The 23,195-nt window shown below is 73.7% G+C and carries 22 protein-coding genes; 16 read left to right on the top strand and 6 right to left on the bottom strand.

Translation table 11 applies throughout. The annotated features are described in order from the left end of the window. The first annotated feature begins 20 nt into the window (after positions 1 to 20). From K304_RS0102025 to cobC, 6 genes are all read left to right on the top strand, one after another. On the top strand, positions 21 to 2,147 hold the full coding sequence (locus K304_RS0102025; RefSeq protein ID WP_027762373.1) for a putative cobaltochelatase: 2,127 nt from the start codon (positions 21 to 23) through the stop codon (positions 2,145 to 2,147). Continuing rightward, entirely contained in the window at positions 2,147 to 2,746 is a 600-nt protein-coding gene (gene cobO, locus K304_RS0102030) for a cob(I)yrinic acid a,c-diamide adenosyltransferase (protein ID WP_027762374.1), read from the top strand. Before K304_RS0102025 ends, cobO begins: the two co-directional genes overlap by 1 nt. Before the next feature lie 4 nt (positions 2,747 to 2,750). Next, positions 2,751 to 4,154 carry a cobyrinic acid a,c-diamide synthase CobB gene (locus K304_RS0102035; protein WP_027762375.1) on the top strand — a complete coding sequence of 468 codons (1,404 nt, stop codon included), beginning with the start codon at positions 2,751 to 2,753 and terminating at the stop codon, positions 4,152 to 4,154. Beyond that, positions 4,151 to 4,615 carry a cobalamin biosynthesis protein gene (locus tag K304_RS0102040; protein ID WP_486591549.1) on the top strand — a complete coding sequence of 155 codons (465 nt, stop codon included), beginning with the start codon at positions 4,151 to 4,153 and terminating at the stop codon, positions 4,613 to 4,615. The genes K304_RS0102035 and K304_RS0102040 overlap by 4 nt, the downstream gene beginning before the upstream one ends. Before the next feature lie 136 nt (positions 4,616 to 4,751). Then, positions 4,752 to 5,642 carry a sirohydrochlorin chelatase gene (locus K304_RS26855; protein WP_051307724.1) on the top strand — a complete coding sequence of 297 codons (891 nt, stop codon included), beginning with the start codon at positions 4,752 to 4,754 and terminating at the stop codon, positions 5,640 to 5,642. Then, entirely contained in the window at positions 5,626 to 6,738 is a 1,113-nt protein-coding gene (cobC, locus tag K304_RS26860) for an Rv2231c family histidinol phosphate aminotransferase CobC (protein ID WP_078528334.1), read from the top strand. Before K304_RS26855 ends, cobC begins: the two co-directional genes overlap by 17 nt. Positions 6,739 to 7,102: 364 nt before the next feature. Here the strand turns inward: cobC and K304_RS0102055 are convergent, their stop codons facing one another. Both K304_RS0102055 and K304_RS0102060 read right to left on the bottom strand, forming a co-directional pair. Next, positions 7,103 to 8,017, bottom strand: a complete 915-nt coding sequence (locus K304_RS0102055) for an SCO1860 family LAETG-anchored protein (RefSeq protein ID WP_027762377.1) — start codon at positions 8,015 to 8,017, stop codon at positions 7,103 to 7,105. Between the two features lie 210 nt (positions 8,018 to 8,227). Beyond that, positions 8,228 to 9,325, bottom strand: a complete 1,098-nt coding sequence (locus K304_RS0102060) for an amidohydrolase family protein (protein ID WP_027762378.1) — start codon at positions 9,323 to 9,325, stop codon at positions 8,228 to 8,230. Positions 9,326 to 9,775: 450 nt separating this feature from the next. On the opposite strand from K304_RS0102060, the gene ectA reads away from it, so the two are divergent. From ectA to thpD, 4 genes are all read left to right on the top strand, one after another. Next, positions 9,776 to 10,309: a diaminobutyrate acetyltransferase gene (ectA, locus tag K304_RS0102065; protein ID WP_027762379.1), complete on the top strand. Its 534-nt coding sequence runs from the start codon at positions 9,776 to 9,778 to the stop codon at positions 10,307 to 10,309. A gap of 94 nt (positions 10,310 to 10,403) precedes the next feature. Continuing rightward, entirely contained in the window at positions 10,404 to 11,672 is a 1,269-nt protein-coding gene (ectB, locus tag K304_RS0102070; protein ID WP_027762380.1) for a diaminobutyrate--2-oxoglutarate transaminase, read from the top strand. Positions 11,673 to 11,753: 81 nt separating this feature from the next. Continuing rightward, on the top strand, positions 11,754 to 12,158 hold the full coding sequence (locus K304_RS0102075) for an ectoine synthase (RefSeq protein ID WP_027762381.1): 405 nt from the start codon (positions 11,754 to 11,756) through the stop codon (positions 12,156 to 12,158). Positions 12,159 to 12,261: 103 nt separating this feature from the next. Continuing rightward, complete coding sequence (gene thpD / locus K304_RS0102080) at positions 12,262 to 13,164, top strand: ectoine hydroxylase (RefSeq protein ID WP_027762382.1); 903 nt, start codon at positions 12,262 to 12,264, stop codon at positions 13,162 to 13,164. A gap of 72 nt (positions 13,165 to 13,236) precedes the next feature. Here the strand turns inward: thpD and K304_RS0102085 are convergent, their stop codons facing one another. Beyond that, positions 13,237 to 13,806 carry a carboxymuconolactone decarboxylase family protein gene (locus tag K304_RS0102085; protein ID WP_027762383.1) on the bottom strand — a complete coding sequence of 190 codons (570 nt, stop codon included), beginning with the start codon at positions 13,804 to 13,806 and terminating at the stop codon, positions 13,237 to 13,239. 122 nt (positions 13,807 to 13,928) lie between these two features. Here K304_RS0102085 and K304_RS26865 point away from each other — a divergent pair, with 122 nt between their 5' ends. From K304_RS26865 to K304_RS0102100, 3 genes are read left to right on the top strand one after another with little or no spacing between them, the layout of a single operon-like run. Then, a complete protein-coding gene (locus K304_RS26865; RefSeq protein WP_051307727.1) occupies positions 13,929 to 14,816 on the top strand; it encodes an alpha/beta fold hydrolase in 888 nt (295 codons plus the stop codon). Positions 14,817 to 14,856: 40 nt separating this feature from the next. After that, the gene (locus K304_RS0102095; RefSeq protein WP_027762384.1) at positions 14,857 to 15,699 is read left to right on the top strand and encodes an NAD-dependent epimerase/dehydratase family protein; all 843 of its coding nucleotides are present in this window, start codon (positions 14,857 to 14,859) and stop codon (positions 15,697 to 15,699) included. A gap of 56 nt (positions 15,700 to 15,755) precedes the next feature. Next, a complete protein-coding gene (locus K304_RS0102100) occupies positions 15,756 to 16,106 on the top strand; it encodes a GlsB/YeaQ/YmgE family stress response membrane protein (protein WP_106965508.1) in 351 nt (116 codons plus the stop codon). Positions 16,107 to 16,139: 33 nt separating this feature from the next. Here K304_RS0102100 and K304_RS0102105 read toward each other — a convergent pair whose 3' ends face one another. Then, entirely contained in the window at positions 16,140 to 16,763 is a 624-nt protein-coding gene (locus K304_RS0102105; RefSeq protein ID WP_027762386.1) for a TetR/AcrR family transcriptional regulator, read from the bottom strand. Positions 16,764 to 16,884: 121 nt separating this feature from the next. On the opposite strand from K304_RS0102105, the gene K304_RS26870 reads away from it, so the two are divergent. Together K304_RS26870 and K304_RS0102115 are read left to right on the top strand one after the other, a co-directional pair. Beyond that, entirely contained in the window at positions 16,885 to 17,928 is a 1,044-nt protein-coding gene (locus tag K304_RS26870) for a DMT family transporter (RefSeq protein WP_486591550.1), read from the top strand. Next, the gene (locus tag K304_RS0102115; RefSeq protein WP_027762387.1) at positions 17,828 to 19,027 is read left to right on the top strand and encodes a TerD family protein; all 1,200 of its coding nucleotides are present in this window, start codon (positions 17,828 to 17,830) and stop codon (positions 19,025 to 19,027) included. Before K304_RS26870 ends, K304_RS0102115 begins: the two co-directional genes overlap by 101 nt. A gap of 77 nt (positions 19,028 to 19,104) precedes the next feature. Here the strand turns inward: K304_RS0102115 and K304_RS0102120 are convergent, their stop codons facing one another. Then, positions 19,105 to 20,580, bottom strand: a complete 1,476-nt coding sequence (locus tag K304_RS0102120; RefSeq protein ID WP_027762388.1) for an alkaline phosphatase PhoX — start codon at positions 20,578 to 20,580, stop codon at positions 19,105 to 19,107. Between the two features lie 242 nt (positions 20,581 to 20,822). Between K304_RS0102120 and K304_RS0102125 the strand changes: the two genes are divergently transcribed. Continuing rightward, the gene (locus K304_RS0102125; protein ID WP_027762389.1) at positions 20,823 to 21,296 is read left to right on the top strand and encodes a carboxymuconolactone decarboxylase family protein; all 474 of its coding nucleotides are present in this window, start codon (positions 20,823 to 20,825) and stop codon (positions 21,294 to 21,296) included. A 100-nt stretch (positions 21,297 to 21,396) separates the two neighbouring features. Here the strand turns inward: K304_RS0102125 and K304_RS0102130 are convergent, their stop codons facing one another. Further along, positions 21,397 to 22,917 (bottom strand): hypothetical protein, encoded by a 1,521-nt coding sequence (locus K304_RS0102130; protein WP_027762390.1) that lies wholly within the window; start codon positions 22,915 to 22,917, stop codon positions 21,397 to 21,399. Between the last annotated feature and the right edge of the window lie 278 nt (positions 22,918 to 23,195).

Consider the following 23,195-nt stretch of genomic DNA (forward strand, 5'->3'; position numbering starts at 1 on the left):
ACCCGCAGGAGGATCACAGCGTGACCACCCCGTATCCGTTCACCGCGATCGTGGGGATGCCGGACCTGCAACTCGGGCTGCTCCTCAACGCCGTGAACCCGGCCATCGGCGGCGTGCTGGTCCGCGGCGAGAAGGGCACCGCGAAGTCCACCGCCGTCCGGGCCGTGGCGGCGCTGCTGCCGCAGCAGGACGTCGTCTCCGGCTGCCGGTTCGGCTGCGACCCGCAGGCGCCCGACCCGCGCTGCCCCGACGGACCGCACGGCGGCGCGGCCGCCGAGCACCGCGCGGCCGCCCTGGTGGAGCTGCCCGTCGGCACCTCCGAGGACCGGCTGATCGGCGCCCTCGACATCGAACGCGCCCTGGCGGAGGGCGTGCGGGCCTTCGAACCGGGGCTGCTGGCGAAGGCGCACCGCGGCGTGCTGTACGTCGACGAGGTCAACCTCCTCCAGGACTTCCTCGTCGACTCGCTCCTCGACGCGGCCGCGATGGGCGTGGTGCACGTCGAGCGCGAGGGGGTGTCGGTGCGGCACGCGTCGCGGTTCCTTCTGGTCGGGACGATGAACCCGGAGGAGGGCGAGCTGCGTCCGCAGCTGCTGGACCGCTTCGGGCTGACCGTCGAGGTGGCGGCGTCCCGCGAGACGGAGGAACGGGTCGAGGTGGTCCGGCGCCGCCTCGCCTACGACGCGGACCCGGACGGCTTCGGCGCGCGCTGGGCCGACGAGGAGGAGACGCTGCGCGACCGGATCGCCGCCGCCCGGTCCCTGCTGCCCGCGGTGACGCTGGACGACGCGGCGCTGCGCAGGATCGCGGCGACCTGCGCCGCGTTCGAGGTCGACGGCATGCGCGCCGACATCGTGATGGCGCGTACCGCGGCCGCCCTGGCCGCGTGGGACGGCCGCACCGACGTACGGGCCGAGGACGTACGCCAGGCGGCGCTGCTGGCGCTGCCGCACCGGCGCCGGCGCAACCCGTTCGACGCGCCCGGCCTGGACGAGGACAAGCTGGACGAGACGCTGCGGGAGCACGGGGACGACGACGGGCCGGACGGCGATCCCGACCCCGAGCCGGACCCGGGCGGACCGGACGGCGGCTCCGGCGACGACGGCCCGGACGACGGCGGACGGCCGCCCGGGGGCGGTACGGACGAACCGGGCGTACCGGAGCAGCGCGCGGAGAACACGCCGGACGCGCCCGCGCAGCAGGACGCGTCGCCCGACCAGGAGGCGTCCGAACACCAGGCGTCGTCCGAACAGCAGGCCCCCCGGCCGCAGTCCGGCGCTCCGGCGGGCGAACGCCCGCCCGCACGCGCCTCGGAGCCGTTCCGCACCCGGGTCCTGACGGTGCCGGGTCTCGGCGAGGGCGCGGCCGGGCGCCGCTCGCGGGCACGGACCGCGCACGGCCGCACCTCCGGTGCGCGCCCCCCGCGGGGCGCCCTGTCGGCTCTGCACCTGTCCGCCACCGTGCGGGCCGCAGCGCCGCACCAGCGGACGCGGGGCCGCAGCGGTCCGGGGCTGCTGCTGCGCCGCGAGGACCTGCGCGAAGCCGTACGCGAGGGCCGCGAGTCGAACCTCGTGCTCTTCCTGGTGGACGCCTCCGGTTCGATGGCCGCGCGGAAGCGGATGAGCGCGGTCAAGGGCGCCGTACTGTCCCTGCTGCTGGACGCCTACCAGCGGCGGGACAAGGTCGGCCTGATCACCTTCCGCCGCGCCGGCGCCGAGGTCGCGCTGCCGCCGACGTCGTCGGTGGACGCGGCCGCCGCGCGGCTGGAGTCCCTGCCCACCGGCGGGCGTACGCCGCTGGCAGCCGGGCTGCTCACGGCACGCGAGGTGCTGCGGGTGGAGCGGCTGCGCGACCCGGCGCGCCGCCCGCTGCTCGTCACAGTGACCGACGGCCGTGCCACCGGGGGGCCCGAGCCCGTCCGACGCGCGCAGCACGCGGCCGGACTGCTGGCGGCGGAGGGCACCGCGTCGGTCGTCCTGGACTGCGAGGCGGGACCCGTCCGGCTCGGTCTGGCCGCCGAACTGGCCGCGGCTCTGGGCGCGGAGGCCGTCACGCTCGACGACCTGCGGGCCGACGCCGTCACCGGTCTGGTGCGCTCGCTGCGCGACACGGCGGGGACCGTTCCGGCTCCGAGGAGGGCCGCGTAATGCCGAAGGGACAGCCGGACGTCGTTCCGGACGACGGACTGACCACCCGCCAGCGGCGCAACCGGCCGCTGCTGGCCGTGCACACCGGAACCGGCAAGGGGAAGTCGACGGCCGCGTTCGGCATGGCGTTGCGCGGCTGGAACCAGGGGTGGCCGATCGGGGTGTTCCAGTTCGTGAAGTCGGCCAAGTGGAAGGTCGGCGAGGAGCGGGCGCTGCGGGTGCTGGGCGGCTCCGGCGAGGGCGGCACGGTCGACTGGCACAAGATGGGCGAGGGCTGGTCGTGGATCCGGCGGGACACCTCCCTGAGCAACGAGGACGCCGCCCGGGAGGGCTGGGAGCAGGTACGGCGCGACCTGGCGGCGGAGACCTACCGGCTGTACGTCCTGGACGAGTTCGCCTACCCCCTGCACTGGGGCTGGGTGGACACCGCCGAGGTGGTCGAGGTACTGCGGGACCGGCCCGGCTTCCAGCACGTGGTGATCACCGGCCGGAACGCGCCGCAGGCCCTGCTGGACGCGGCGGACCTGGTCACCGAGATGACGAAGGTGAAACACCCGATGGACGCCGGGCAGAAGGGCCAGAAGGGCATCGAGTGGTGAGGGCATGACCGGGGTACCGCGCCTGGTCGTCGCGGCGCCCTCCTCCGGTGCCGGCAAGACGACGTTCGCCACCGGGCTGATGGCCGCCTTCCGGGAACGGGGGCTGAAGGTCTCCCCGCACAAGGTCGGTCCCGACTACATCGACCCCGGCTACCACGGTCTCGCGACCGGGCGGCCCGGCCGCAACCTGGACGCCTATCTGTGCGGCACCGATCTCGTCGGACCGCTCTTCGCCCACGGTGCGGCGGACGCCGATCTCGCCGTCGTGGAGGGCGTGATGGGCCTGTACGACGGCGCGTCCGGGCAGGGCGAGCTGGCGTCCACGGCACAGGTGGCCAAGCTGCTGCGGGCACCGGTCGTCCTGGTGGTGGACGCCTCCTCGCAGTCCCGGTCGGTGGCGGCGCTGGTGCACGGCTTCGCGTCCTGGGACCCGCAGGTGCGGATCGGCGGCGTGGTGCTGAACCGGGTGGCCTCCGACCGGCACGAGCGGCTGCTGCGGGAGGCCCTGGATCACGCGGGGGTGCCGGTGCTGGGGGCGCTGCGCCGTTCGGACGCGGTGGGCACCCCGAGCCGGCACCTCGGCCTGGTGCCGGTCGCCGAACGCCGGGCCGACGCAGTGGAGTCGGTGGCCGCACTCGCCGAACGGGTGCGGCTCGGCTGCGACCTGGAGGGCCTGCTGGCGCTGGCGCGCAGTGCTCCCCCGCTGGACGCCGCCCCGTGGGACGCGGCCACCGCGGTGGGGACGGCCTCGGTGGGGCCCCACGGCCCGGGTGCGGGCGGCCCGGATCCGGTGGCCGACGGCACGCGCCCGGTGGTGGCGGTCGCCGGAGGCCCGGCCTTCACGTTCTCCTACACCGAGCACGCCGAACTGCTGCACGCGGCGGGCGCGGAGGTGGCCGTCTTCGACCCGCTGCGGGACGAGGCGCTGCCGCCCGGCACGCGCGGCCTGGTGATCGGCGGCGGCTTCCCCGAGATGCACGCCGCCGACCTGGCCGCCAACACGCCGCTCCGTCACGCCGTCGCGGCGTTTCGCGGGCCGGTGGCCGCCGAGTGCGCCGGACTGCTCTACCTGGCGCGCGAACTGGACGGCCGCCCGATGTGCGGCGTGCTGGACGCATCGGCGGAGATGACCGGCCGGCTGACGCTCGGCTACCGCGAAGCGGTGGCGCTCGGGGACAGCACGCTGGCCGCGGCCGGGACCCGGGTGCGGGCGCACGAGTTCCACCGCACGGCCCTCGCCCCCGGAGCGGGGCCCGCCCCCGCCTGGGGACTGGTGCGGCCCGCCGAACAGGCCCGCCGCACCGAGGGTTTCGTCCAGGGGCACGTGCACGCCTCCTACCTGCACGTGCACTGGGCCGGGACGCCGGAACTGGCCCGCCGGTTCGCCGAGCGGTGCGCGCGGTGGTGACCCACCGCCCCACGCCCGTGGGCCGGGTGACCGTCGGCGTCGGCGCCCGGCGCGGGGCGACGCCGGAGGAGGTGTGGGAGGCGGTCACCCGGGCGCTGCGGGAGGCGTCCGCGGACGGGCCGGTGGGCGTCGCCGCCCTGGCCACCGTGGACGTACGGGCCGGCGAGCCCGGGCTGCTCGCCGCCGCGCGGCGACTCGGGGTGCCGCTCCGGGCCTATCCGGCGGGCGCCCTCGCCGCCGTCCACGTCCCGCACCCCTCCCGGGTGGCCCGGGAGGCGGTGGGCACACCGTCGGTCGCCGAGGCGGCGGCGCTGCTGGCCTCGGGCGAGGGGGCACGGCTGCTGGTGACGAAACGCACCGCGGCGGCGGCGAGCTCCGGCCCGGGCGGGCCCGCCCGGGTCACGGTCGCCGTGGCCCGGCCGCCGGGCGGGCCCGCTGCGTACGGCCGCGTCCGGCGGTGACACCCGGTGGCGGGAAACCGGGCGTTCCGCGGTGAGGCGGCGGCCCATCCGGACGGCCCTGGGCGACGAACCATCCAGGGCGGTGAGTAACGTCTCACCAGCAGCGCACCGAGTCCGCGACACCCGAGGAGCACCCGTGACAACCCCGCCCGCACTACTCCTGGTCGGCCACGGCCCCCAGGACGACGACGGTGCCGACGCCTTCCGTTCGCTGCTGTCCGAACTGGCCGCCCGCAACCCGGAGTTCCCCGTCGCCGGTGGTTTCGGGGAACAGTCGCCGCCTCCGCTCGACGGGGTGGTCACCGACCTCGCGGAGGCGGGCACCACCCGGGTGGTCGCTCTGCCGCTCACGCTGGCCCCGGCCGGCGAGTCCGACCGCGCCCTGGAGGCGGCGCTGGCCCGCGAGGAGGAGCTGCGCGACGGGGCGTCGTACCTCTGCGCACGTCCTCTCGGGCCCGAACCGGCTCTGCTGGACGTACTGGAGCAGCGGCTCGACGAAGCGCTGGGAGGTTCGGCGCGCACGCCCGCGGACCGTGCCGCCACGACGGTGCTGCTGGTCGGCGCCGGTACTGCCGATCCGGCGGCCAACGCCGAGGTGCACCGCGCGGCACGGCTGCTGTGGGAGGGCCGCGGCTACGGCGGCGTGGAAACGGCGTTCGTGTCGCACGCGGCACCCGACGTGGCGTCCGGCCTGGACCGCTGCCGCGCGCTGGGCGCGCGGCGCATCGTGGTGCTGCCGTACTTCCTCTTCCCCGGCGCGCAACCCGCGCGCATCCGGCTCCAGACCGAGGGCTGGGCCGCGGTGCACCCCGAGACCACGGTGGTGAGCGCCGACGTGATCGGCTCCGGCGGAGCACCTGCCGGACTGGCCGGGCTGGCCGGACTGGTGGAGGAGCGCTACCGGGAGGCGGTCACGGCGGCACCGCAGGCGCGGTGCGGGAGCTGCGGCGCACGGGTACCCCGCCGGCGCCGCTCGGAGGAGGCGGACGCCTCGGAGCGGAACTCCGGGCATGCCGACGCCCACTGACGGTCCGGACCGTCCGGTCCCTCGCGACCGACCGCCCCCGCAGGGACGGGCCCACGAACCGGACCTGCGGCACCACGGCGACGCGGAGACCCGTGACGAGGGCGCGGCCCTGACCGACCTCGCGGTCAACGTCCGGGCGGGGACCCCGCCGGAGTGGCTGCGGGCCCGGATCGCCGCCTCGCTGGACGGGCTGGCGGCCTATCCGGACGGACGGGCGGCCCGGCGCGCGGTGGCGGCCCGGCACGGGCTGCCGACCGAGTGCGTCCTGCTGACCGCGGGCGCGGCGGAGGCTTTCGTACTGGTGGCGCGGGCGCTGGCGGGTCGTCGGCCGGTCGTGGTGCACCCGCAGTTCACCGAGCCCGAGTCCGCACTGCGGGACGCCGGCCGCCCCGTCGCCCGCATGCTGCTGCGGCCGGAGGACGGCTTCCGGCTCCGTGCGGGGGACGTGCCCGCGGACGCGGACCTGGTGGTGGTCGGCAACCCCGTCAACCCGACCTCGGTCCTGCACCCGGCCGGCGTGCTGGAGGAACTCGCCCGGCCCGGCCGCACGCTGGTCGTCGACGAGGCGTTCATGGACGCCGTGCCGGGCGAACGCGAGTCGCTGGCGCCGCTGGTGGGCCGACTGCCGGGACGGCTGGTCGTCCTCCGGAGCCTGACCAAGACCTGGGGCCTGGCCGGGCTGCGGGTGGGATACGTGCTCGCCGGCCCGGAAGAGGTGCGCCGCCTGGCACGGCACCAGCCGCTGTGGGCGGTCTCCACCCCCGCCCTGGCCGCGGCAGCGGCCTGCTGCGGGCCGGAGGCGCTGGAGGAGGCCGAAGCAGCGGCGAAACGTTTCGCGGACGACCGCGCCTACCTGGCCGCGCGGCTGGCCGCGCTGCCGCGCGAGCGTCGCCTGGTGCCGGTCGAGCCCGCCGAGGGCCCGTTCCTGCTCGTACGGCACCCCGACGCGGCCGGCGTGCGGGAGCGGTTGCGGGACCGCGGGTTCGCGGTGCGCAGAGGCGACACGTTCCCGGGGCTGGGCCGGGAGTGGCTGCGGATCGCGGTCCGCGACCGCGCCACGACCGACCGGCTCGTCGCCGCTCTCGCCACGCTGTAGGGGAGCCACCCCGGGCACGGCTCCGGCCCTCCGCCCCGCTCGTCCGCTCCTGCGAGCCGGAGAGGACGGAGGGCCGGAGGACTCGAGACCCCGGAGTCCCGCGAACCGCCGCTTCCGGCGGCCGGGGTCGCCGGTGGCGGGGTCGCGGTCCGCCGCCCGTGTCCGACGACGCGTCCCCGACCGGCTCACGACGCCGTGGACCCGGGGCCGCAGGCTCTGGGGACCGTGCGCGCGAGCGCCACCACGGGTGGTCGGCCGCGTCAGGGGGGTACGCGGACGGCTCGACGGCGAGCCGCGCGCGTGCGCCGGGGCACCCGCCGCGGACCACGGGGAGCCGGGGTCCGCGCAGACCCGCCGGCCGGCTCTAGCCGCGGCGGCGGAGGGCGAAGACCGTCGCGGCGCCTGCGACGAGCAGCACCGCCGCGCCGCCGACGAGGTAGTGGGTGGCCGGATCACCTCCTGTGGCGGCGAGTTCGGGACCGGCGGGCCGCTTCTCGCCGGGCACCGTCTGCGTCTGAGGGTCCGGCTCCGCCTCCGGCTCCGGCTCCGGCTCGTCGCGCGGTGCGGGCGGCGCGGTGCAGGTCGCCTCCGCGACCGTGAGCGTGCCGGCGACCTCCGCGACGCCGAGGTCCAGCGGGTCGACCTCCACGGACAGTTCGAGCGCCGTGGCGGCGGCCGTACGCGAGGTCGTGTCGGTGCGCGACAGTTCGAGCCGCACCTCGCCGACGCCGGGAACCGTCACCACCGTCGGGCCGCCCGCGGTCAGGGTCACCCGCTTGCCCAGTGCCCGCACGCTGCCGAGCACGTTCGCCTCGGCGACGGGACGTTCGCCGGCCGCGCACTCCACCCGCGCGGTGACCTTCTCCAGTTCGACCACGGAGAGCAGCGGCAGCCCCGGTACGTGCACCCTGGCGTCGGCCAGGGTGACGGCACCCCAGCTCTTCGACGCGCCGCGGCCCGCCTCGGCGTCGGCGACCTGTGCCTGAAGCACGCTGAAGGGCTCGCCGCTCTGGACGCCGTCGAGCCGCGCCGTGAGCGCCGTGCGGCGTTCGGTGCCGCCGCCGTCCCGGGTGGTGACCTCGTTCAGGGTGCTGGTCAGCGGGACGTCGACGGTCTTGTTCAGCAGCCCGACGTCGAGCGCGGCGCGGAGCACGGTGGCGCTGGCAGCGCCCTCGTCCCCCGCCCGGCGGCCGTCGTCGCTGCCCGTGGCATGCGCGGGTGCGGTGCCGGCCGCCACCAGGACGGCGGCGGCGAGCAGACTGCGTACAGCTGTGTTCACGGTGTGAAACCCCCACGAAGGTGCTGGTGTCAACCGGCGCGCCCCTCCGGGGGTCGCTCGTGCCGGTGACGGAGACCAGCCCATCGTTGACGCACACGGGTCACCCGAGAGGCGCAAGAGCGGAGATTCACCCACACGTGGGGTTTGTGGACGAATGAACGATTCTCCCGTCACTGCCGTCTTCCCACGCCTCTGCGGCCTCCCCCACCGCTACTGGATGATGCGTCCCCGCAGCACCACCCGACGGGGCCCGGCCAGCGCCCGCACGTCCTCCCGTGGGTCGGAGTCGTACACCACCAGGTCGGCCGGGGCGCCTTCCTCCAGGACCGGCCGGCCCAGCCACTCGCGCGCCCCCCAGGTGGTCGCGGACAGCGCGGCCAGCGGCGGGATGCCGGCCCTGACCAGTTCCTCGACCTCCTTGGCCACCAGGCCGTGCGGCAGGGCGCCCCCTGCGTCCGTGCCGACGAAGACCGGGATGCCGGCGTCGTAGGCGGAGCGGACGGTGTCGTAGCGGCGGGCGTGCAGCCGTCGCATGTGGTCCGACCAGCGGGGGAACTTCGCCTCGCCCCCGGACGCCAGGTGCGGGAAGGTCGCGATGTTGACCAGCGTCGGCACGATGGCGACGCCCCGCTCGGCGAACAGCGGGATGGTGTCCTCGGTCAGCCCGGTGGCGTGCTCGATGCAGTCGATCCCGGCCTCCACCAGGTCCCGCAGCGAGTCCTCGGCGAAGCAGTGGGCGGTCATCCGGGCCCCCTCCGCGTGCGCGGCCTCGATCGCCTCCTCCACGGCCCAGCGCGGCCAGCACGCCGAGAGGTCGCCCTCGGCGCGGTCGATCCAGTCGCCGACGATCTTCACCCAGCCGTCCCCGCGCCGGGCCTCGCGCCGGATGTAGGCGGCGAGGTCGCCCGGCTCGATCTCGTGGGCGTAGTTCCGGATGTAGCGCCGGGTGCGGGCGATGTGCCGTCCGGCCCGGATGATCCGCGGCAGGTCCTCGCGGTCGTCGACCCAGCGGGTGTCCGAGGGCGAGCCGGCGTCGCGGATCAGCAGGGTGCCCGCCTCCCGGTCGGCCAGCGCCTGCTTCTCCGAGGTCGAGTCGTCCACCGGGCCGTGCGCGTCCAGGCCCACGTGGCAGTGTGCGTCGACCAGGCCGGGAAGGGCCCAGCCGTGGACCACGACGGGCTCCAGAACCGATCCTGCGGCAGGGGGCTCGTAGGTGACGCGGCCGTCCACCGCCCACAGTTCGTCCCGTACGTCCTCGGGGCCGGCCAGGATCCGCCCCTTGATGTGGAGAATTCCGCGGTCGCTCATGTCCGCACTGTACGAGGAGCCTGCTACGCTCCAGCACCCATCGGGCGCGGATGAACCGTCACCCTCGGTTTCACAGGGCTCACGACAAAGGATTCGGACACAATCCGGACTCGATTATCGTGCGTAGCCGTCCATATTCTTCTGCCCGCTTTTTTCCTTCTCAAACATTGAGATTTATCCCTTCACCGAAGCCGCAATTCCGGGGTGCTCCGGTCAGTCGTTATGCCAATGTGACAGACTCCACAGGCGGGACACTTCGCCCCGCCATACCCGACATGAACTGGCAAAACGTCGCGCAGGCGCGAAGAGGTTCGCGGGCGCGCGATACCACACCACAGCACCCTTGTGAACCCCTTTCCGCGATGCGGTTTCAGATTCTCCTCGGTAAATTTGAATGCCATGACCGCCGCACAAGCAGACCATGCACGTGCCCCTAGCGATTTCCTGGAAATGCCGGAGGGACTGAAGCTCGACATTCCTCGACTGGAGGACGGAGCCGCGATGTGGCGCATCGCCCGCGACTCCCGGACGCTCGATCTCAACTCCTCCTACAGCTACCTGCTGTGGTGTCGCGACTTCGCCGACACCTCGGTCGTGGCCAGGGACGCGGGCGGCGACCCGGTCGGCTTCGTGTCCGGCTACCTCCGCCCCCGGAGCCCGCGGACCCTCGTGGTCTGGCAGGTCGCCGTCGACGAGGCGCAGCGCGGGCGAGGGCTCGCCGCCGCGATGCTCGACGGGCTGAGCTCCCGGGTGGCGGAGACACTGGGCATCGACGGGATCGAAACCACGATCACGCCGGACAACACCGCATCCAACCGCCTGTTCAGCCGTTACGCCGAGCGGCACAGCGCACCGCTGGAGCGCGAGGTGCTCTTCGACGCCGGGGTCTTCCCCGACGAGGGGCACGACTCCGAGGTGCTCTACCGGATCGGCCCGGCCCCTTCGCTCGTGGCGCTCGGACAGGCCGCGGATGGGCGTCCCTGACGTTCGCACCGCACGGCCCCGACCACCGACGGCCCCTCTGCCCACCCCTTCAGACTTCCTCATTCTTCACGCGACACACTCCCAGGAGCATGCTGTGACCATCACCCCGCCCGACCTCAGTGTCTTCGAGACCGTGGAGTCGGAGGTGCGCAGCTACTGCCGTGGCTGGCCCACCGTCTTCGACCGCGCGCAGGGCGCCCACATGCACGACGAGGACGGCCACACCTACCTCGACTTCTTCGCCGGGGCCGGCACGCTGAACTACGGCCACAACAACCCGGTGCTGAAACGTGCCCTCATCGACTACATCGAGCGGGACGGCGTCACGCACGGGCTCGACATGTCGACGGCCGCGAAGCGCGCCTTCCTGGAGACCTTCTCCGAGACGATCCTCAAGCCCCGCGGCCTGAACCACAAGGTCATGTTCCCGGGGCCGACCGGCACCAACGCCGTCGAGGCCGCGCTGAAGCTGGCCCGCAAGGTCAAGGGCCGCGAGTCGATCGTGTCGTTCACCAACGCCTTCCACGGCATGTCGCTGGGCTCGCTGGCCGTCACGGGCAACGCGTTCAAGCGGGCCGGCGCCGGCATCCCGCTGGTGCACGGCACCCCGATGCCGTTCGACTCCTACCTGGACGGCGAGTACCCGGACTTCATGTGGTTCGAGCGGCTGCTGGAGGACTCCGGTTCCGGCCTGAACAAGCCGGCCGCCGTGATCGTCGAGACGGTACAGGGCGAGGGCGGCATCAACGTCGCCAACGCCCACTGGCTGCGCGCCCTGTCGGACCTGTGCGAACGGCACGACATGCTGCTCATCGTGGACGACATCCAGATGGGCTGCGGCCGGACCGGCGGCTTCTTCTCCTTCGAGGAGGCCGGGATCAAGCCGGACATCATCACGCTGTCGAAGTCCATCGGCGGCTACGGCCTGCCGCTGGCCCTGACGCTGTTCAAGCCGGAGCTGGACATCTGGGAGCCCGGTGAGCACAACGGCACCTTCCGCGGCAACAACCCGGCGTTCGTGACCGCCACCGCGGCGCTCGAGACCTACTGGAACGACGCGCAGCTGGAGAAGCAGACGCTGGCCCGCGGCGAGCACGTCGAGATGGCCCTCAAGGCCATCGCCGAGGAGCACCGGGACGCCGTCGCGGACGTCCGCGGCCGCGGCCTGGTGTGGGGCATGGAGTTCCACGACAAGCCCAAGGCGAACCTCATCGCCAAGCGCGCCTTCGAGCTGGGTCTGCTGATCGAGACCTCCGGCCCGGAGAGCGAGGTCGTCAAACTGCTGCCGTCGCTGACCATCACCTCCGAGGAACTGGACGAGGGTCTGCGGATTCTGGCGCGAGCCGTCCGTGAGACCGTCTAGCCACCTCAGCCCCGGCCCGCCCCGCGCATGCGGGGCGGGCCGCCCCCTTGACAGCCACCACCCGAGAAAGGCACCACCGCAGTGATCGTTCGTTCGTTCAAGGACATCGAGGGCACCGACCGCGACGTGAAGTCCGCCTCCGGCACCTGGCGCAGCAAGCGCATCGTGCTGGCCAAGGAGCGGGTCGGGTTCTCCCTGCACGAAACAGTGCTCTACGCCGGCACGGAGACCTCGATGTGGTACGCGAACCACATCGAGGCCGTGCTCTGCGTAGAGGGCGAGGCCGAGCTCACCAACGACGAGACCGGCGAGAAGCACATGATCACTCCCGGCACGATGTACCTGCTCGACGGGCACGAGAAGCACACGCTGCGTCCGAAGACGGACTTCCGCGTGATCTGCGTCTTCAACCCGCCCGTCACCGGCCGTGAGGACCATGACGAGAACGGCGTGTACCCGCTTCTCACCGAGCCCGCCGACGGCTGAGTAGTTCCCGGACGGGTCGGGGGAGTGTGTTCTGGCCCATCCGGGTCACTCGGTTCATCCGCCCAACAGAAAGGGCCGTACGAGAGGAGAGGAAGGCAACACCATGACCACCGCACCCGAGCGCAGCATCGCCGACCTGTACCCGACCCGTGGCGCCACCGAGGTGGCGACTCCGCGCATGGACCCCGTCGTGTGGTCCGGACCGGGTACGCCGGGGCCCATCGAGGCCGCGGACCTGGCGGGCTACGAGCGGAACGGGTTCCTGGCGATGGACCACCTCATCACACCCGACGAGGTGGACACCTACCGCCGGGAACTGGAACGGCTCACCTCGGATCCGGTAATGCGTGCGGACGACCGCTCCATCGTGGAGCCGAAGTCGCAGGAGATCCGGACCGTGTTCGAGGTGCACAAGATCAGCGAGGTCTTCGCTCGTCTCGTGCGGGACCCGCGTGTGGTGGGCCGTGCCCGGCAGATCCTGGGGTCGGACGTCTACGTCCACCAGTCCCGGATCAACGTCAAGCCGGGCTTCGGCGCCACGGGCTTCTACTGGCACTCCGACTTCGAGACCTGGCACGCGGAGGACGGTCTGCCCAAGATGCGGACCGTCTCGGTCTCGATAGCGCTGACCGAGAACTACGACACCAACGGCGGCCTGATGATCATGCCGGGGTCTCACCAGACCTTCCTCGGCTGTTCGGGCGAGACGCCGGAGGACAACTACAAGAAGTCGCTGCAGATGCAGGACGCGGGCACGCCCTCGGACGAGGCCCTCTCCAAGTTCGCCGACGCACACGGCATCGAGCTCTTCACCGGCAGGGCCGGCTCGGCGACCTGGTTCGACTGCAACTGCATGCACGGCAGCGGTGACAACATCACTCCGTACCCGCGGAGCAACGTCTTCATCGTCTTCAACAGCGTGGAGAACGAGGCGGTGGAGCCCTTCGCGGCGCCGGTACGGCGGCCGGAGTACATCGGAGCGCGTGACTTCACCTCGGTGAAGTGACGTCCCAGTAGCGGCGGCGGGGGCGAGGCCCGCACTCGGTCTCGCCCCCGCCGCCGTGCGTGCGGCGCCCGCTCAGGCCGGCCGGGAACGTCGCAGGGGCACCTCGCACCGGTCGGAGAACCCCTGACCGCTCAGGCCGAGCGCGGCGTTCAGGCGCGACCGCTGGTTCTCCACCGCCACCATCAGGGCCAGCTCGACGAACGCCGGCTCACCCAGCCGCCGCACCAGTTCGGCGGCCATGGCATCGGTGACGGCCGGCTCGGTCTCCGTCATCGCCTCGGCGAACTCCATCACGAGCAGCTCCCGTTCGGTGAACAGCTCACGGTGCTCGCGCCACTCCGGCACGTACTGCACCTTGTCCATCGGGAGCCCCTTCTCCGCGGCGACCCAGTGGCCGAAGTCCACGCACCACGAGCAACCGATCCGCACCGCGGACACCATGACGGCCAGGTGCTTCAGGGCGGGATCCAGCTCCTTCCAGCCTGCGAGCCGCTGTTCGAAGCGGCCGCCGTCCCGCAGCGCACGCGGGTGGTGGCCCATGGCGCTGATCGGGTCGAGGACCTTCCCGTAGGTGCGGCGCGAGTACCACCGGGCGATGCGTACAGTGAGCGAGCGCGGCGGGTCGAGCGAGATGCGGGCCATCTCCAGGCCTCCTTCGACGGTTCTCGGAGCGTCTCTCCACCCGTTACGACGGACCGGGGCCCGCGGAATGTGACATCCGCACCGGTTCTCCCCCGCTCCGGCCCACGAAGGAGTCACCGCTCATGCCCCAGGTGGAACTGTCGGCAGGCACCCTCACCTATCAGGACACCGGCGGTGACGGACCGGTGGTCGTGCTGCTGCACGGTGTCGCGATGGACGGCAGCCTCTGGCGGAACGTCGTCCCGGCCCTGCGCGAGGACCACAGGTGCGTGCTGCCCACGCTGCCGCTCGGGGCACACCGCATCCCGATGCGGGAGGACGCCGACCTGTCGGTGATGGGCGTGGCACGCCTGGTGGCCGAGTTCCTCGACGCTCTCGACCTGCGGGACGTCACCCTGGTGCTGAGCGACTGGGGCGGCGCGCAGGCGCTGGTCGCGGACGGCCGGGCCGAGCGCGTCGGCCGCCTGGTGCTGACCTCGTGCGAGGCGTTCGACAACTACCCGCCCGGCCTCCCGGGACGGAATCTGCACGCCGCGGCGCGCCTGCCCGGCGGTATGGCCGCCGCGTTCGGCCTGCTGCGGCTGCACGCGGCGCGGCGGCTGCCGATGACGTGGGGGTGGATGACCAGAAGCCCGGTGCCGGCCGAGGTGATGGACGCCTGGTTCCGCCCGCTGTGGACCTCCGCGGCGATCCGCCGCGACCTGCGCCGCTACGTCCTGGGCGTACCGCCGCGGGAGGAACTCCTGCGCTGGTCCGAGGAACTGCGGCGGTTCGACCGGCCGGCGCTCGTGCTGTGGGCGGCGGAGGACCGCGTGATGCCGCCCGAGCACGGGCGGCGGCTCGCAAGCATCCTGCCCCGGTGCACCCACGAGGAGATCACGGACGCCTACACGCTCCTTCCCGAGGACCGTCCGGACGCCGTCGCGGCCCGGCTGCGGGCCTTCCTGGAGGCGACCGGCACGGACGCGGGACGGACGGACGGGGCGGGGGGAGCCGCCGGGCAACCGTAGGCTCCCGGGCTCCTGTGCGACACGGCCCTAGCATGAGGCGATGACCGCGCCCGCCTCGCCCTCGCCCCGCGCCGTCCCGCCGCCCCGCACCGTTCTCCTCACCGGCGCGGCCGGCCGCATCGGCACCATGCTGCGTGAACGGCTGCCCGGCTACGGCTACACGCTGCGGCTGTTCGACGTCCGCCCGGTCGCGGGCGAGCCGTCGGCGGTGACCGCGGACCTCGACGACCAGGCCGCGCTGCGCCGGGCGGTGCGCGGCGTGGACGCGGTGGTGCACCTGGCGGGGATCCCGTCCGAGGCGCCCTTCGCACGCATCCTGCGGGTCAACGTCGAGGGCACGACGCGGCTTTACGAGACGGTGCGTGAAGAAGGCGTACGGCGGGTGGTGTACGCGTCGTCCAACCACGCGGTGGGGTTCACGCCGCTGCCGGGCCCCGGCGCCCCTCCGATCCCGGTGCGCGCCCCGCACCGGCCTGACACCTTCTACGGGCTGTCCAAGGCGTACGGCGAGGACCTCGCGCAGCTCTACTGGGACCGCCACGGCGTCGAGACGGTCTCGCTGCGCATCGGTTCCTGCGCGGCCGAGCCCGCCGATGTACGGCAGCTGGGCATCTGGCTCAGCCCTGACGACTGCGCGCGCCTCGTCCACGCGGCGCTGAGCGCGGAGAGCGTGGCCCACACGGCCGTCTACGGCTCGTCGGCCAACACCCGCCTGGTGTGGGACCTCTCGGACGCACGCGCACTCGGCTACGCCCCGGAGGACGACTCCGAGACGTACGCCCCGGCGCTCCTGGCCGCACAGGGCGCGCCGGAGACCGAGAGGGCGGCGGCCCGGCTGCTGGGCGGGACGTTCTGCACGGTCGACCCGCCCGGACTGCACTGACTCCTTCCCCGGCGGGCATGATGGAGATGCAACGCCTGGCACACGGGGAGGACTTCATGGACGGCGCACTCGTCACGGCGGCCGCCGCATTCGCGGCGGACGAGGAATCGACCGGGCTCGCCGAGCTCGCGAACTCGGGCGTGGTCAGCTGGCTGATCCTGGGGCTGGTGGCCGGCACGGTCGCCAAGGTGCTGCTGCCGGGCCGCGATCCGGGCGGCATCCTCGGCACCGCGCTGATCGGGGTGGCGGGCGCGTTCCTGGGCGGGTGGCTGTCCGCGACGTTCCTGGACCGGCCGGTGAGCGACAACTTCGTCGACCCGTCGCTGTGGCTGGCGGCGGTGGGCGGCTCGCTGGTGCTGCTGATCGCCTATCGCCTCCTCTTCGGCCACTCCCGCGAGCGCCGCTGACGGCAGGTCACCGCCCCTCTCCCGCCCGGGGCTTCACTCCGGGCGGCAGCCCGCCTCGCCCAGCGCCCGGACCGCGAGCGCGCGGGCGGTGACGACCGGGTCGGCGCCACCCTGGCCCGCACCGTCCTGACCGGCACCGTCCTGACCGGCGACGGACAGCCCGCCGAGCACGATGGCGCCCTCGTGCAGCAGGGCGAGCTCGTCGGCGAGGCGGTCCGGGTCGTCCGCGCCCGCCGCGACGGCGAGTTCCCGCAGGCGGCCGCGCAGCCACCGTTTCTGCCCGGTGATCACCGCACGCGCCGGGTGCCCCGGGTCGGGGAGTTCGGCGGCGGCGTTGACGAAGCCGCAGCCGCGCGGGTTCTGCCGCCGCATCCACTCCCCCAGCGCGTCGAAGGTGGCGATCAGGCGTCCGTACGGCGTCTCCGCCCGGCGCTCGACCTCGGCGGTCAGCCAGGCGCGCCAGCGCTCGTCGCGCTCCCGGAGGTAGGCGGTGACCAGCGCGTCCTTGGAGCCGAAGCGGTCGTAGAGCGTCTTCTTGGTGACGCCCGCCTCGCGGGCGACCAGGTCCACGCCGACGGCGGTGAGGCCGCGGTCGTAGAAGAGGCGCGCGGCCGCGTCGAGGATCTTGCGCGCACCGGGTGTGACCGTGCTCGTCATCTCCGTGACCTCCTGCCCGCCCTTGCGGTAGACCGATCTGTTTAGTTCACTGTAACCCGAGACCAGGTAAACAGATCGGTCTACTCGGTGCGCCGGGAGACCGGACGGAAGGGAGACCGGCGTGTCCGGCCGCAGCGCATCGGGCGTCCTGACCGGCGCGGGGCTCGTGGTGATGTGGAGCTCCGGCTTCATCGGCGCGGAACTCGGCACCCGCGCCGCCGGTGCCGACACGCTGCTGATGTGGCGGTTCGTCGCGGCGGCCGCGCTGTTCGGCGGCGGATGGCTGCTGCTGCGCCGGCGCCTGCCGCCTCCCCGTGCGCTCGCCGAGCAGGCCGTCGTGGGACTGCTCTCCCAAGGCGTCTACCTCGGCTCGGTCTTCTGGGCCGTCGGCGCCGGAGTCCCCGCGGGAACCTGTGCGCTGATCGCCGCCTTCCAGCCGCTCGCGGCCGGGGCTCTGGCCGGACGGCTGCTCGGCGAACGCGTGTCCCGCCGGCAGTGGGCCGGCCTGGTGGTGGGCCTCGCGGGCGTCACGCCGGTCGTGTGGGGCGATCTGGCGGCCCCCGGGGCCGCACCGCCGTGGGCGTACGCGCTCCCGTTCGCCGGCATGGCAGGGCTGCTCGCCGCCACCTTCGCCGAGCGACGGGCGAAGCACCGCACGGCGGTCACCGACGCGCTGCCGTTGCACTGCCTGGTCAGCGCCGTGGCGTTCACCGCCGTGGCGGGCGCCGCCGGACACGCGGCGCCGCCCGCCGCCTGGGACTTCTGGCTCGCCGTCGCCTGGGTGGTGGCACTGTCCACGGCCGGGGGCTACGGCTTCTACTGGCTGAGCCTGCGGCGGGGCGGAGTCACCCGCACCAGTGCGCTGATGTACCTCACGCCGCCGACGACGACGGCCTGGGCGTACGTCATGTTCGGCGAGGCGCCGGGCACGGTCGCACTGGCCGGCACGGCGGTCAGCATCCTCGGCGTGACGGTCGCGGCCCTTCCCGGAAGGGCCGCGCGCGACCCGCTGCCGCCGGAGGAACCGGGATCCGGATCCGTTCGTTACTCCCGGCATGACTGCAATGACCCCTGGCTCGAACCTTCCGCTGACCACCGCGCGGGTCGCGGTGGACGTCACGGCCCCGGTGCGGCTGGACGTGTCGGGCCTGCTGATCGCCGCTGACGGCAAGGTGCGCTCCGACGACGACTTCGTCTTCTACAACCAGCCGCACGGCCCGGGCGTCACGCACAGCAGCGGCGGATCGGTCGACACCATCGCCGTCGACACCGCCGCCGTCCCGGCCGACGTGGAGAAGGTCGTGGTGACGGCCAGCCTGGACGCCCCGGGGGCCACGTTCGCCGGCACCGAGCCGACCGCCACCGTACGCGATGCGCAGAGCCAGGCGGTCATCGCCAGCTTCACCCCGCCCGGTCTCGGCGCCGAGACCGCGCTCGTCGTGGTGGAGGTGTACCGGCGCAACGGCACCTGGAAGGTGCGCGCGGTGGGCCAGGGCTACGCGAACGGGCTCGCGGGCATCGCCACGGACTTCGGCGTCACGGTGGAGGAGCCCGCCCCCGCGCCGCAGGCACCCGCAGCTCCCGCCGCCCCGCAGGCGAGTCCAGCCCCTGCCGCCCCGCAGGCTCCCTCGGCACCCGCCGCGCCGCCCGCGCCACAGGCACCCGCGGCTCCGGCTCCCGGCACCGGCAAGATCAACCTGGACAAGGGGCGCGTCTCGCTCCAGAAGAACCAGACCGTCTCCCTGGTCAAGGGCGGCCGTCCGGTGCTCACCTCGGTGCGGATGGGCCTCGGCTGGGAACCGGCGTTCCGCTCCAAGGACATCGACCTCGACGCCTCCGTCATCGCCTACGACGCCAACCGCAAGAAGATCGACGCCTGTTACTTCGGCAAGTTGGCCATCCTCAATGGCATCATCCAGCACTCCGGTGACAACCTCACCGGCGAGGGCGCGGGTGACGACGAGGTCATCACCGTCCACCTCGGCGACCTCCCGCCGCAGGTCACCGGCCTGGTCTTCACCGTCAACTCCTTCTCCGGACAGCGCTTCACGGACGTCGCCAAGGCGTACTGCCGCCTGCTGGACGGCGGCTCCGGAGAGGAACTGGTCCGCTTCGACCTCACCAACGCCGAGCCCCGCACCGGTGTGCTGATGTGCAAATTGATCCGCCAGTTCTCCGGCGAGTGGGACATGACCGCCCTCGGCGAATACGTCGACTCCCGCACCGTCCGCGGCATGATCAAGCCCGGCGGCGCCGCCCTCTGAGGTCTCCGACGTGACGACGCATGCGCGAGGGCGTCACCGGCGCCCGGTGCCGGTGACGCCCTCGCGGTGAGCGTCGGTCAGCGGTGGTGGCGGGGGCGGCGGCGCCAGGGGCCGGTGATGGCGAGGAGGATGCCCGGGGTCTGGATGTTGGCGAAGAGGGTGTCGCCGTCCGGCGAGAAGCACACGCCGGTCATCTCGCTGTACTCCGGCTCGTCCTCGGTGCCGATGTTGAACTCGTTGCGGGCCAGCGGGTAGGTCTCGCCGCGGTCGGTGGCCCCGAACAGGTGCTGCTGTCCCTCGCCGTCCTCGGCGATGATCAGGCCGCCGTACGGGGAGACCGTCACGTTGTCCGGGCCGTCGAGGGAACCGGGCCGCCCCGGGTCGGGGTTGACGCCCAGGAGGACCTTGAGGGTGACGGTGCGGCGGCGCGGGTCGTAGAACCAGACCTGCCCGTCGTGCGGCGTGCCGGGGCTCTCGTCCCGGGCGAAGGAGGACACGAAGTACGCGCCCCCGTCGCCCCACCACATGCCCTCGAGCTTGCGGGCCCGGGTGACCTCGCCGTCGGCGAACTGCTTCCGCACCGGGGTGGTGCGGGCGTCGCGGTCCGGCACGTCGGCCCAGTCGACGCCGTAGACGGTGCCGGCGCGGGTCGCGTGGGAGAGGTCCTCGACGAAACGGCCGCCGGAGTCGTGGCAGCGCATCGCCTGGAGCACGCCCGCGTCGTCGGCGAGGCCGCGCAGGGCACGGCGGCCGTGGCGGAAGTTCCGGGGCGGCGTCCAGCGGTAGAAGAGGCCGTTGGGCCCGGACGCGTCCTCGGTGAGATAGAGGTGGCCGCGCCGGGTGTCGACGACGACGGCCTCGTGGTCGTACCGGCCCAGGGCCTTGACCGGCTTCGGATCGAGGTTGGCGCGGCGGTCGCAGGGGTCGACCTCGAAGACGTAGCCGTGGTCCTTGGTCATGCCGTTCTCGCCGGCCCGGTCGGTGTTCTCCTCGCAGGTCAGCCAGGTGCCCCACGGGGTAGCGCCGCCCGCGCAGTTGGTGGAGGTGCCGGCGATGCCGACCCACTCCGCGACGTGGTCGCCGTGCCGGGAGACCTCCACCACGGTGCAGCCGCCCGCCGCGGCGGGGTCGTAGACCAGGCCGTCCGGCAGCGGGACCGGGTGGTCCCAGTCGCCGCGGGGGCCGCGCAGCTCGTGGTTGTTGACCAGGAGGACGGCGCCGCGCGGGCCTTCGAAGGCGGCCGTGCCGTCGTGGTTCGAGGGCGTGGTCTCGCCGGACTCCAGGGTGGTGACGCCGGAGTGGGTGAGGATGCGGTAGGAGAAGTCCTCCGGCAGCGCGAGCACACCGGCCGGGTCGGAGAGCAGCGGACCGTAACCGGGCTCCGGGCCGTGCCCGCCCTCACGACCGCCGTCGTGTCCGTGACCACGAGCGTGGCCGGACGGGTTCCCCAGCGCGCCGGGGGCGCTGGCGAGGACCCCGACGCTGCCGGCGAGGGCGACGCCCGCACCGGTGGCGGCGGAGCGCGTGGTGAAGTCTCTGCGGCTGATCGGCATGTGTACCGGCCTCTCCTGACGTGCGCGAAAGCGGGCACGGCAGACGTTCGCCCGCTCCGGAGAACGGCGGTTGAACTGCGCACGACGGCGGGTGGGCGTCCGCCGTACGCGGTGCGGAAGACCGGTGGCGGCACCCCAGCCCTCCCGCGTGTGGCACACATCACAGGCAGGCCGTGTCACAGCCGACGCCGCCCCGTCCGTCCTGGAGGTGCAACCACTCGACGACGACACAGGAGTGCGCCATGGAGGCTCGTCTCAACCTCTTCGAGAACCCGGTCGCAGCCCGGTTCGTGCGGCAGCTGACCGCCGCCAACAAGGTGCTGTCCGAATCGACCCTGCCGACCGCGACGCAGGAGCTGGTGAAGCTCCGCGCCAGTCAGATCAACGGGTGCGGTTTCTGCGTCGACATGCACGCCAAGGACGCCCTGCACGCCGGGGAGACCGCGACGCGCCTCAGCCTGGTCGCGGCCTGGCAGGAGGCCACGGTCTTCACCGACGCCGAACGGGCCGCGCTGGAGCTGGCCGAGCAGGGCACCCGCATCGCCGACGCGGCGGGCGGGGTGACGGACGAGGCATGGCAGAACGCGGCCAAGCACTACGACGAGGAGCAGCTCGGCGCGCTGGTGAGCGTCATCGCCCTGATCAACGCCTTCAACCGCGGGAACGTGATGATCCGGCAGCCCGCCGGGGGCTACCAGCCGGGCCAGTTCGCCTGACGGCCGGCTGAGCCGGGGCCGGCACCCGGCCGGCCCGGTCGTGCGGAACGGGCAGCCGTGCGGGTCCCGGACCCGCACGGCGCCGGGCCGTGGGCGGGGGTCAGCCGGGGTGCGCGGAGCGGGCCTTGAACGCGGCCTTGCGGGCCTCCTTGGCGGTGGCGCGGTCCGGGTGGAGGCGCCCCATCGCCTCCAGCACGTCGGCGGCCGCCGGGTGATCGACCTTCCACGCCTTGTCGAAGAACCCGGCGTGCTGGTCGACCAGGCCGCGGATCAGCTCCCGCAGCTCGTCGGGCTCGCCGGCGGTCGCGAGCTGCGCGGCGAGGGTGTCGACGGCGAGCCAGAAGACCATGCGCTCGTCCGGCGGCGGGACGTCTCCGGCGCCGTGCTCGACCAGCCACACCCGGGCGAGGCCGCCGAGTTCGGCGTCGTCGAGCACGTCGCGCAGCGCGGGCTCGGCGGCGTCGCCGGCGAGCGAGAGCGCCTGCTGGCACACCAGCCTGCGGCCCGGCGCCTCGTCGTCGCGGCCCCGTGCGGCGGCCAGCAGGTCGCGGGCGGCCCGGTCGGCGGAGTCCCGGGCGGCGAACCAGCCCTCCACCTCCTCGCGGGCACCGGTCTCGGGGTAGGAGACGAGCGCACCCAGCAGCGTGGTGGCGTCCTCCTCGGCGAGGTCGCCGACGAGCGGGGCGTCGATGCCGGCGTCCAGCATGCGCTGCCGCATTCCGTGCAGACCCAGCGGGGTGAGGCGCACCATGCCGTAACGGGAGACGTCCTCCTCCTCGTCGGGGGCGGGTTCGTCGTCCGGCAGCGCGTCGTCGGCCTCCTGCGTCAGCGCCTCGTCCACCGGCCGGTAGGCCAGCATTCCGGTGGGCTCGAGGATGCGGAACTGCTCGTCGAGCCGCATCATCGCGACCGAGACCTCTTCCAGCACCTCGTCCGTCGGCTCGTCCATGTCGTCGGGGACGATCATCGAAGCGGCGAGGACGGGCAGCGGCACCATGGCGCCGGAGGCGACGGCCGGGTCCTGGAGGGTGAACAGGTAGAGGTTGCCGAGGGCGCTGTCGAGGAAGTCGGTCTCCTCCTCCGGGTCCCACTCCAGGGCGTCGAGGTCGACGGCGTCCGGGTCGATCTCTCCGTCGTCGCCGACGACGCCCTCCAGGTCGCCGAGGAGGTCCTCGATGCTGGGCGTGGCCGCGTCGGCGAGGACCGTCTCCATCCCGCCCTGCCAGAGCTCCAGGACGTCCGCGGGTGCGGCGGAGCCGGTGAGGCGGGCGAGCTCGCCGCCGCCGGATGCGGTGCCGACGGCCTCGTCGCTCTCCAGGGTGGGTTCGGCGTCCTCGTCCTCGTCGACCTCGAGCAGGCCGGTGTCCACGGCGAGGTTCCACGCCTCGGCGGTCGCGGCGGTGCCCTCCGGGTCGGCGATCAGGCCGAGGCGCGCGGCGGCCTCGGCCAGGCCGTCGGCGAGCAGTTCTCCGCCCGCTCCGACCGGCACGGGCTTCTCGTCCGCCCAGCGGGCGAGGGAGACGGCGCGGGCGAAGAGCGGTGCCGCCAGGGCGTCCCGGGCCAGCTCGGCCTCGGAGGGCAGCCGCACGGGGGGCATGGTGGGGCGGTCGTCACCGGACATGGAACGGGGCTCCTCGCGGGGCGTCGATCGGCGGGGCGTGGACGGTGTTCCGGGCGTCCGGGGGCCGCGCGGACGGCGCGGCCGGAGGTGGACGTGCGGCGGGAACGACCGGAGCCCGGGGGCAGGGCCAGCCTAGAGGACTCGGCCCGGAAAGTCGTAAGTGAGACCTGCCGGTACGGCGGCGCCGCAGCCCGCGCGAGCAGGGACGTCACCGTGCCGCCGCCTCGGGTTCACCCACCCCCGGCCGGGTGACTTCCTGCCGTCCCTTGACAACGACC

This window comes from Streptomyces sp. CNS606, assembly GCF_000426325.1.

What these genes read in the sequence shown, in the direction of transcription:
- K304_RS0102115 (WP_027762387.1), top strand. Translation starts at nt 17,828, where the DNA reads ATGACCCCTGGCTCGAACCTTCCGCTGACCACCGCGCGGGTCGCGGTG.
- K304_RS0102035 (WP_027762375.1), top strand. Translation starts at nt 2,751, where the DNA reads ATGACCGGGGTACCGCGCCTGGTCGTCGCGGCGCCCTCCTCCGGTGCC.
- K304_RS0102105 (WP_027762386.1), bottom strand. Translation starts at nt 16,763, where the DNA reads ATGACGAGCACGGTCACACCCGGTGCGCGCAAGATCCTCGACGCGGCC.
- K304_RS0102085 (WP_027762383.1), bottom strand. Translation starts at nt 13,806, where the DNA reads ATGGCCCGCATCTCGCTCGACCCGCCGCGCTCGCTCACTGTACGCATC.
- cobO (WP_027762374.1), top strand. Translation starts at nt 2,147, where the DNA reads ATGCCGAAGGGACAGCCGGACGTCGTTCCGGACGACGGACTGACCACC.
- K304_RS0102100 (WP_106965508.1), top strand. Translation starts at nt 15,756, where the DNA reads ATGGACGGCGCACTCGTCACGGCGGCCGCCGCATTCGCGGCGGACGAG.
- K304_RS0102060 (WP_027762378.1), bottom strand. Translation starts at nt 9,325, where the DNA reads ATGAGCGACCGCGGAATTCTCCACATCAAGGGGCGGATCCTGGCCGGC.
- thpD (WP_027762382.1), top strand. Translation starts at nt 12,262, where the DNA reads ATGACCACCGCACCCGAGCGCAGCATCGCCGACCTGTACCCGACCCGT.
- K304_RS0102125 (WP_027762389.1), top strand. Translation starts at nt 20,823, where the DNA reads ATGGAGGCTCGTCTCAACCTCTTCGAGAACCCGGTCGCAGCCCGGTTC.
- K304_RS0102095 (WP_027762384.1), top strand. Translation starts at nt 14,857, where the DNA reads ATGACCGCGCCCGCCTCGCCCTCGCCCCGCGCCGTCCCGCCGCCCCGC.
- cobC (WP_078528334.1), top strand. Translation starts at nt 5,626, where the DNA reads ATGCCGACGCCCACTGACGGTCCGGACCGTCCGGTCCCTCGCGACCGA.
- K304_RS0102120 (WP_027762388.1), bottom strand. Translation starts at nt 20,580, where the DNA reads ATGCCGATCAGCCGCAGAGACTTCACCACGCGCTCCGCCGCCACCGGT.
- K304_RS26865 (WP_051307727.1), top strand. Translation starts at nt 13,929, where the DNA reads ATGCCCCAGGTGGAACTGTCGGCAGGCACCCTCACCTATCAGGACACC.
- K304_RS0102130 (WP_027762390.1), bottom strand. Translation starts at nt 22,917, where the DNA reads ATGTCCGGTGACGACCGCCCCACCATGCCCCCCGTGCGGCTGCCCTCC.
- ectA (WP_027762379.1), top strand. Translation starts at nt 9,776, where the DNA reads ATGCCGGAGGGACTGAAGCTCGACATTCCTCGACTGGAGGACGGAGCC.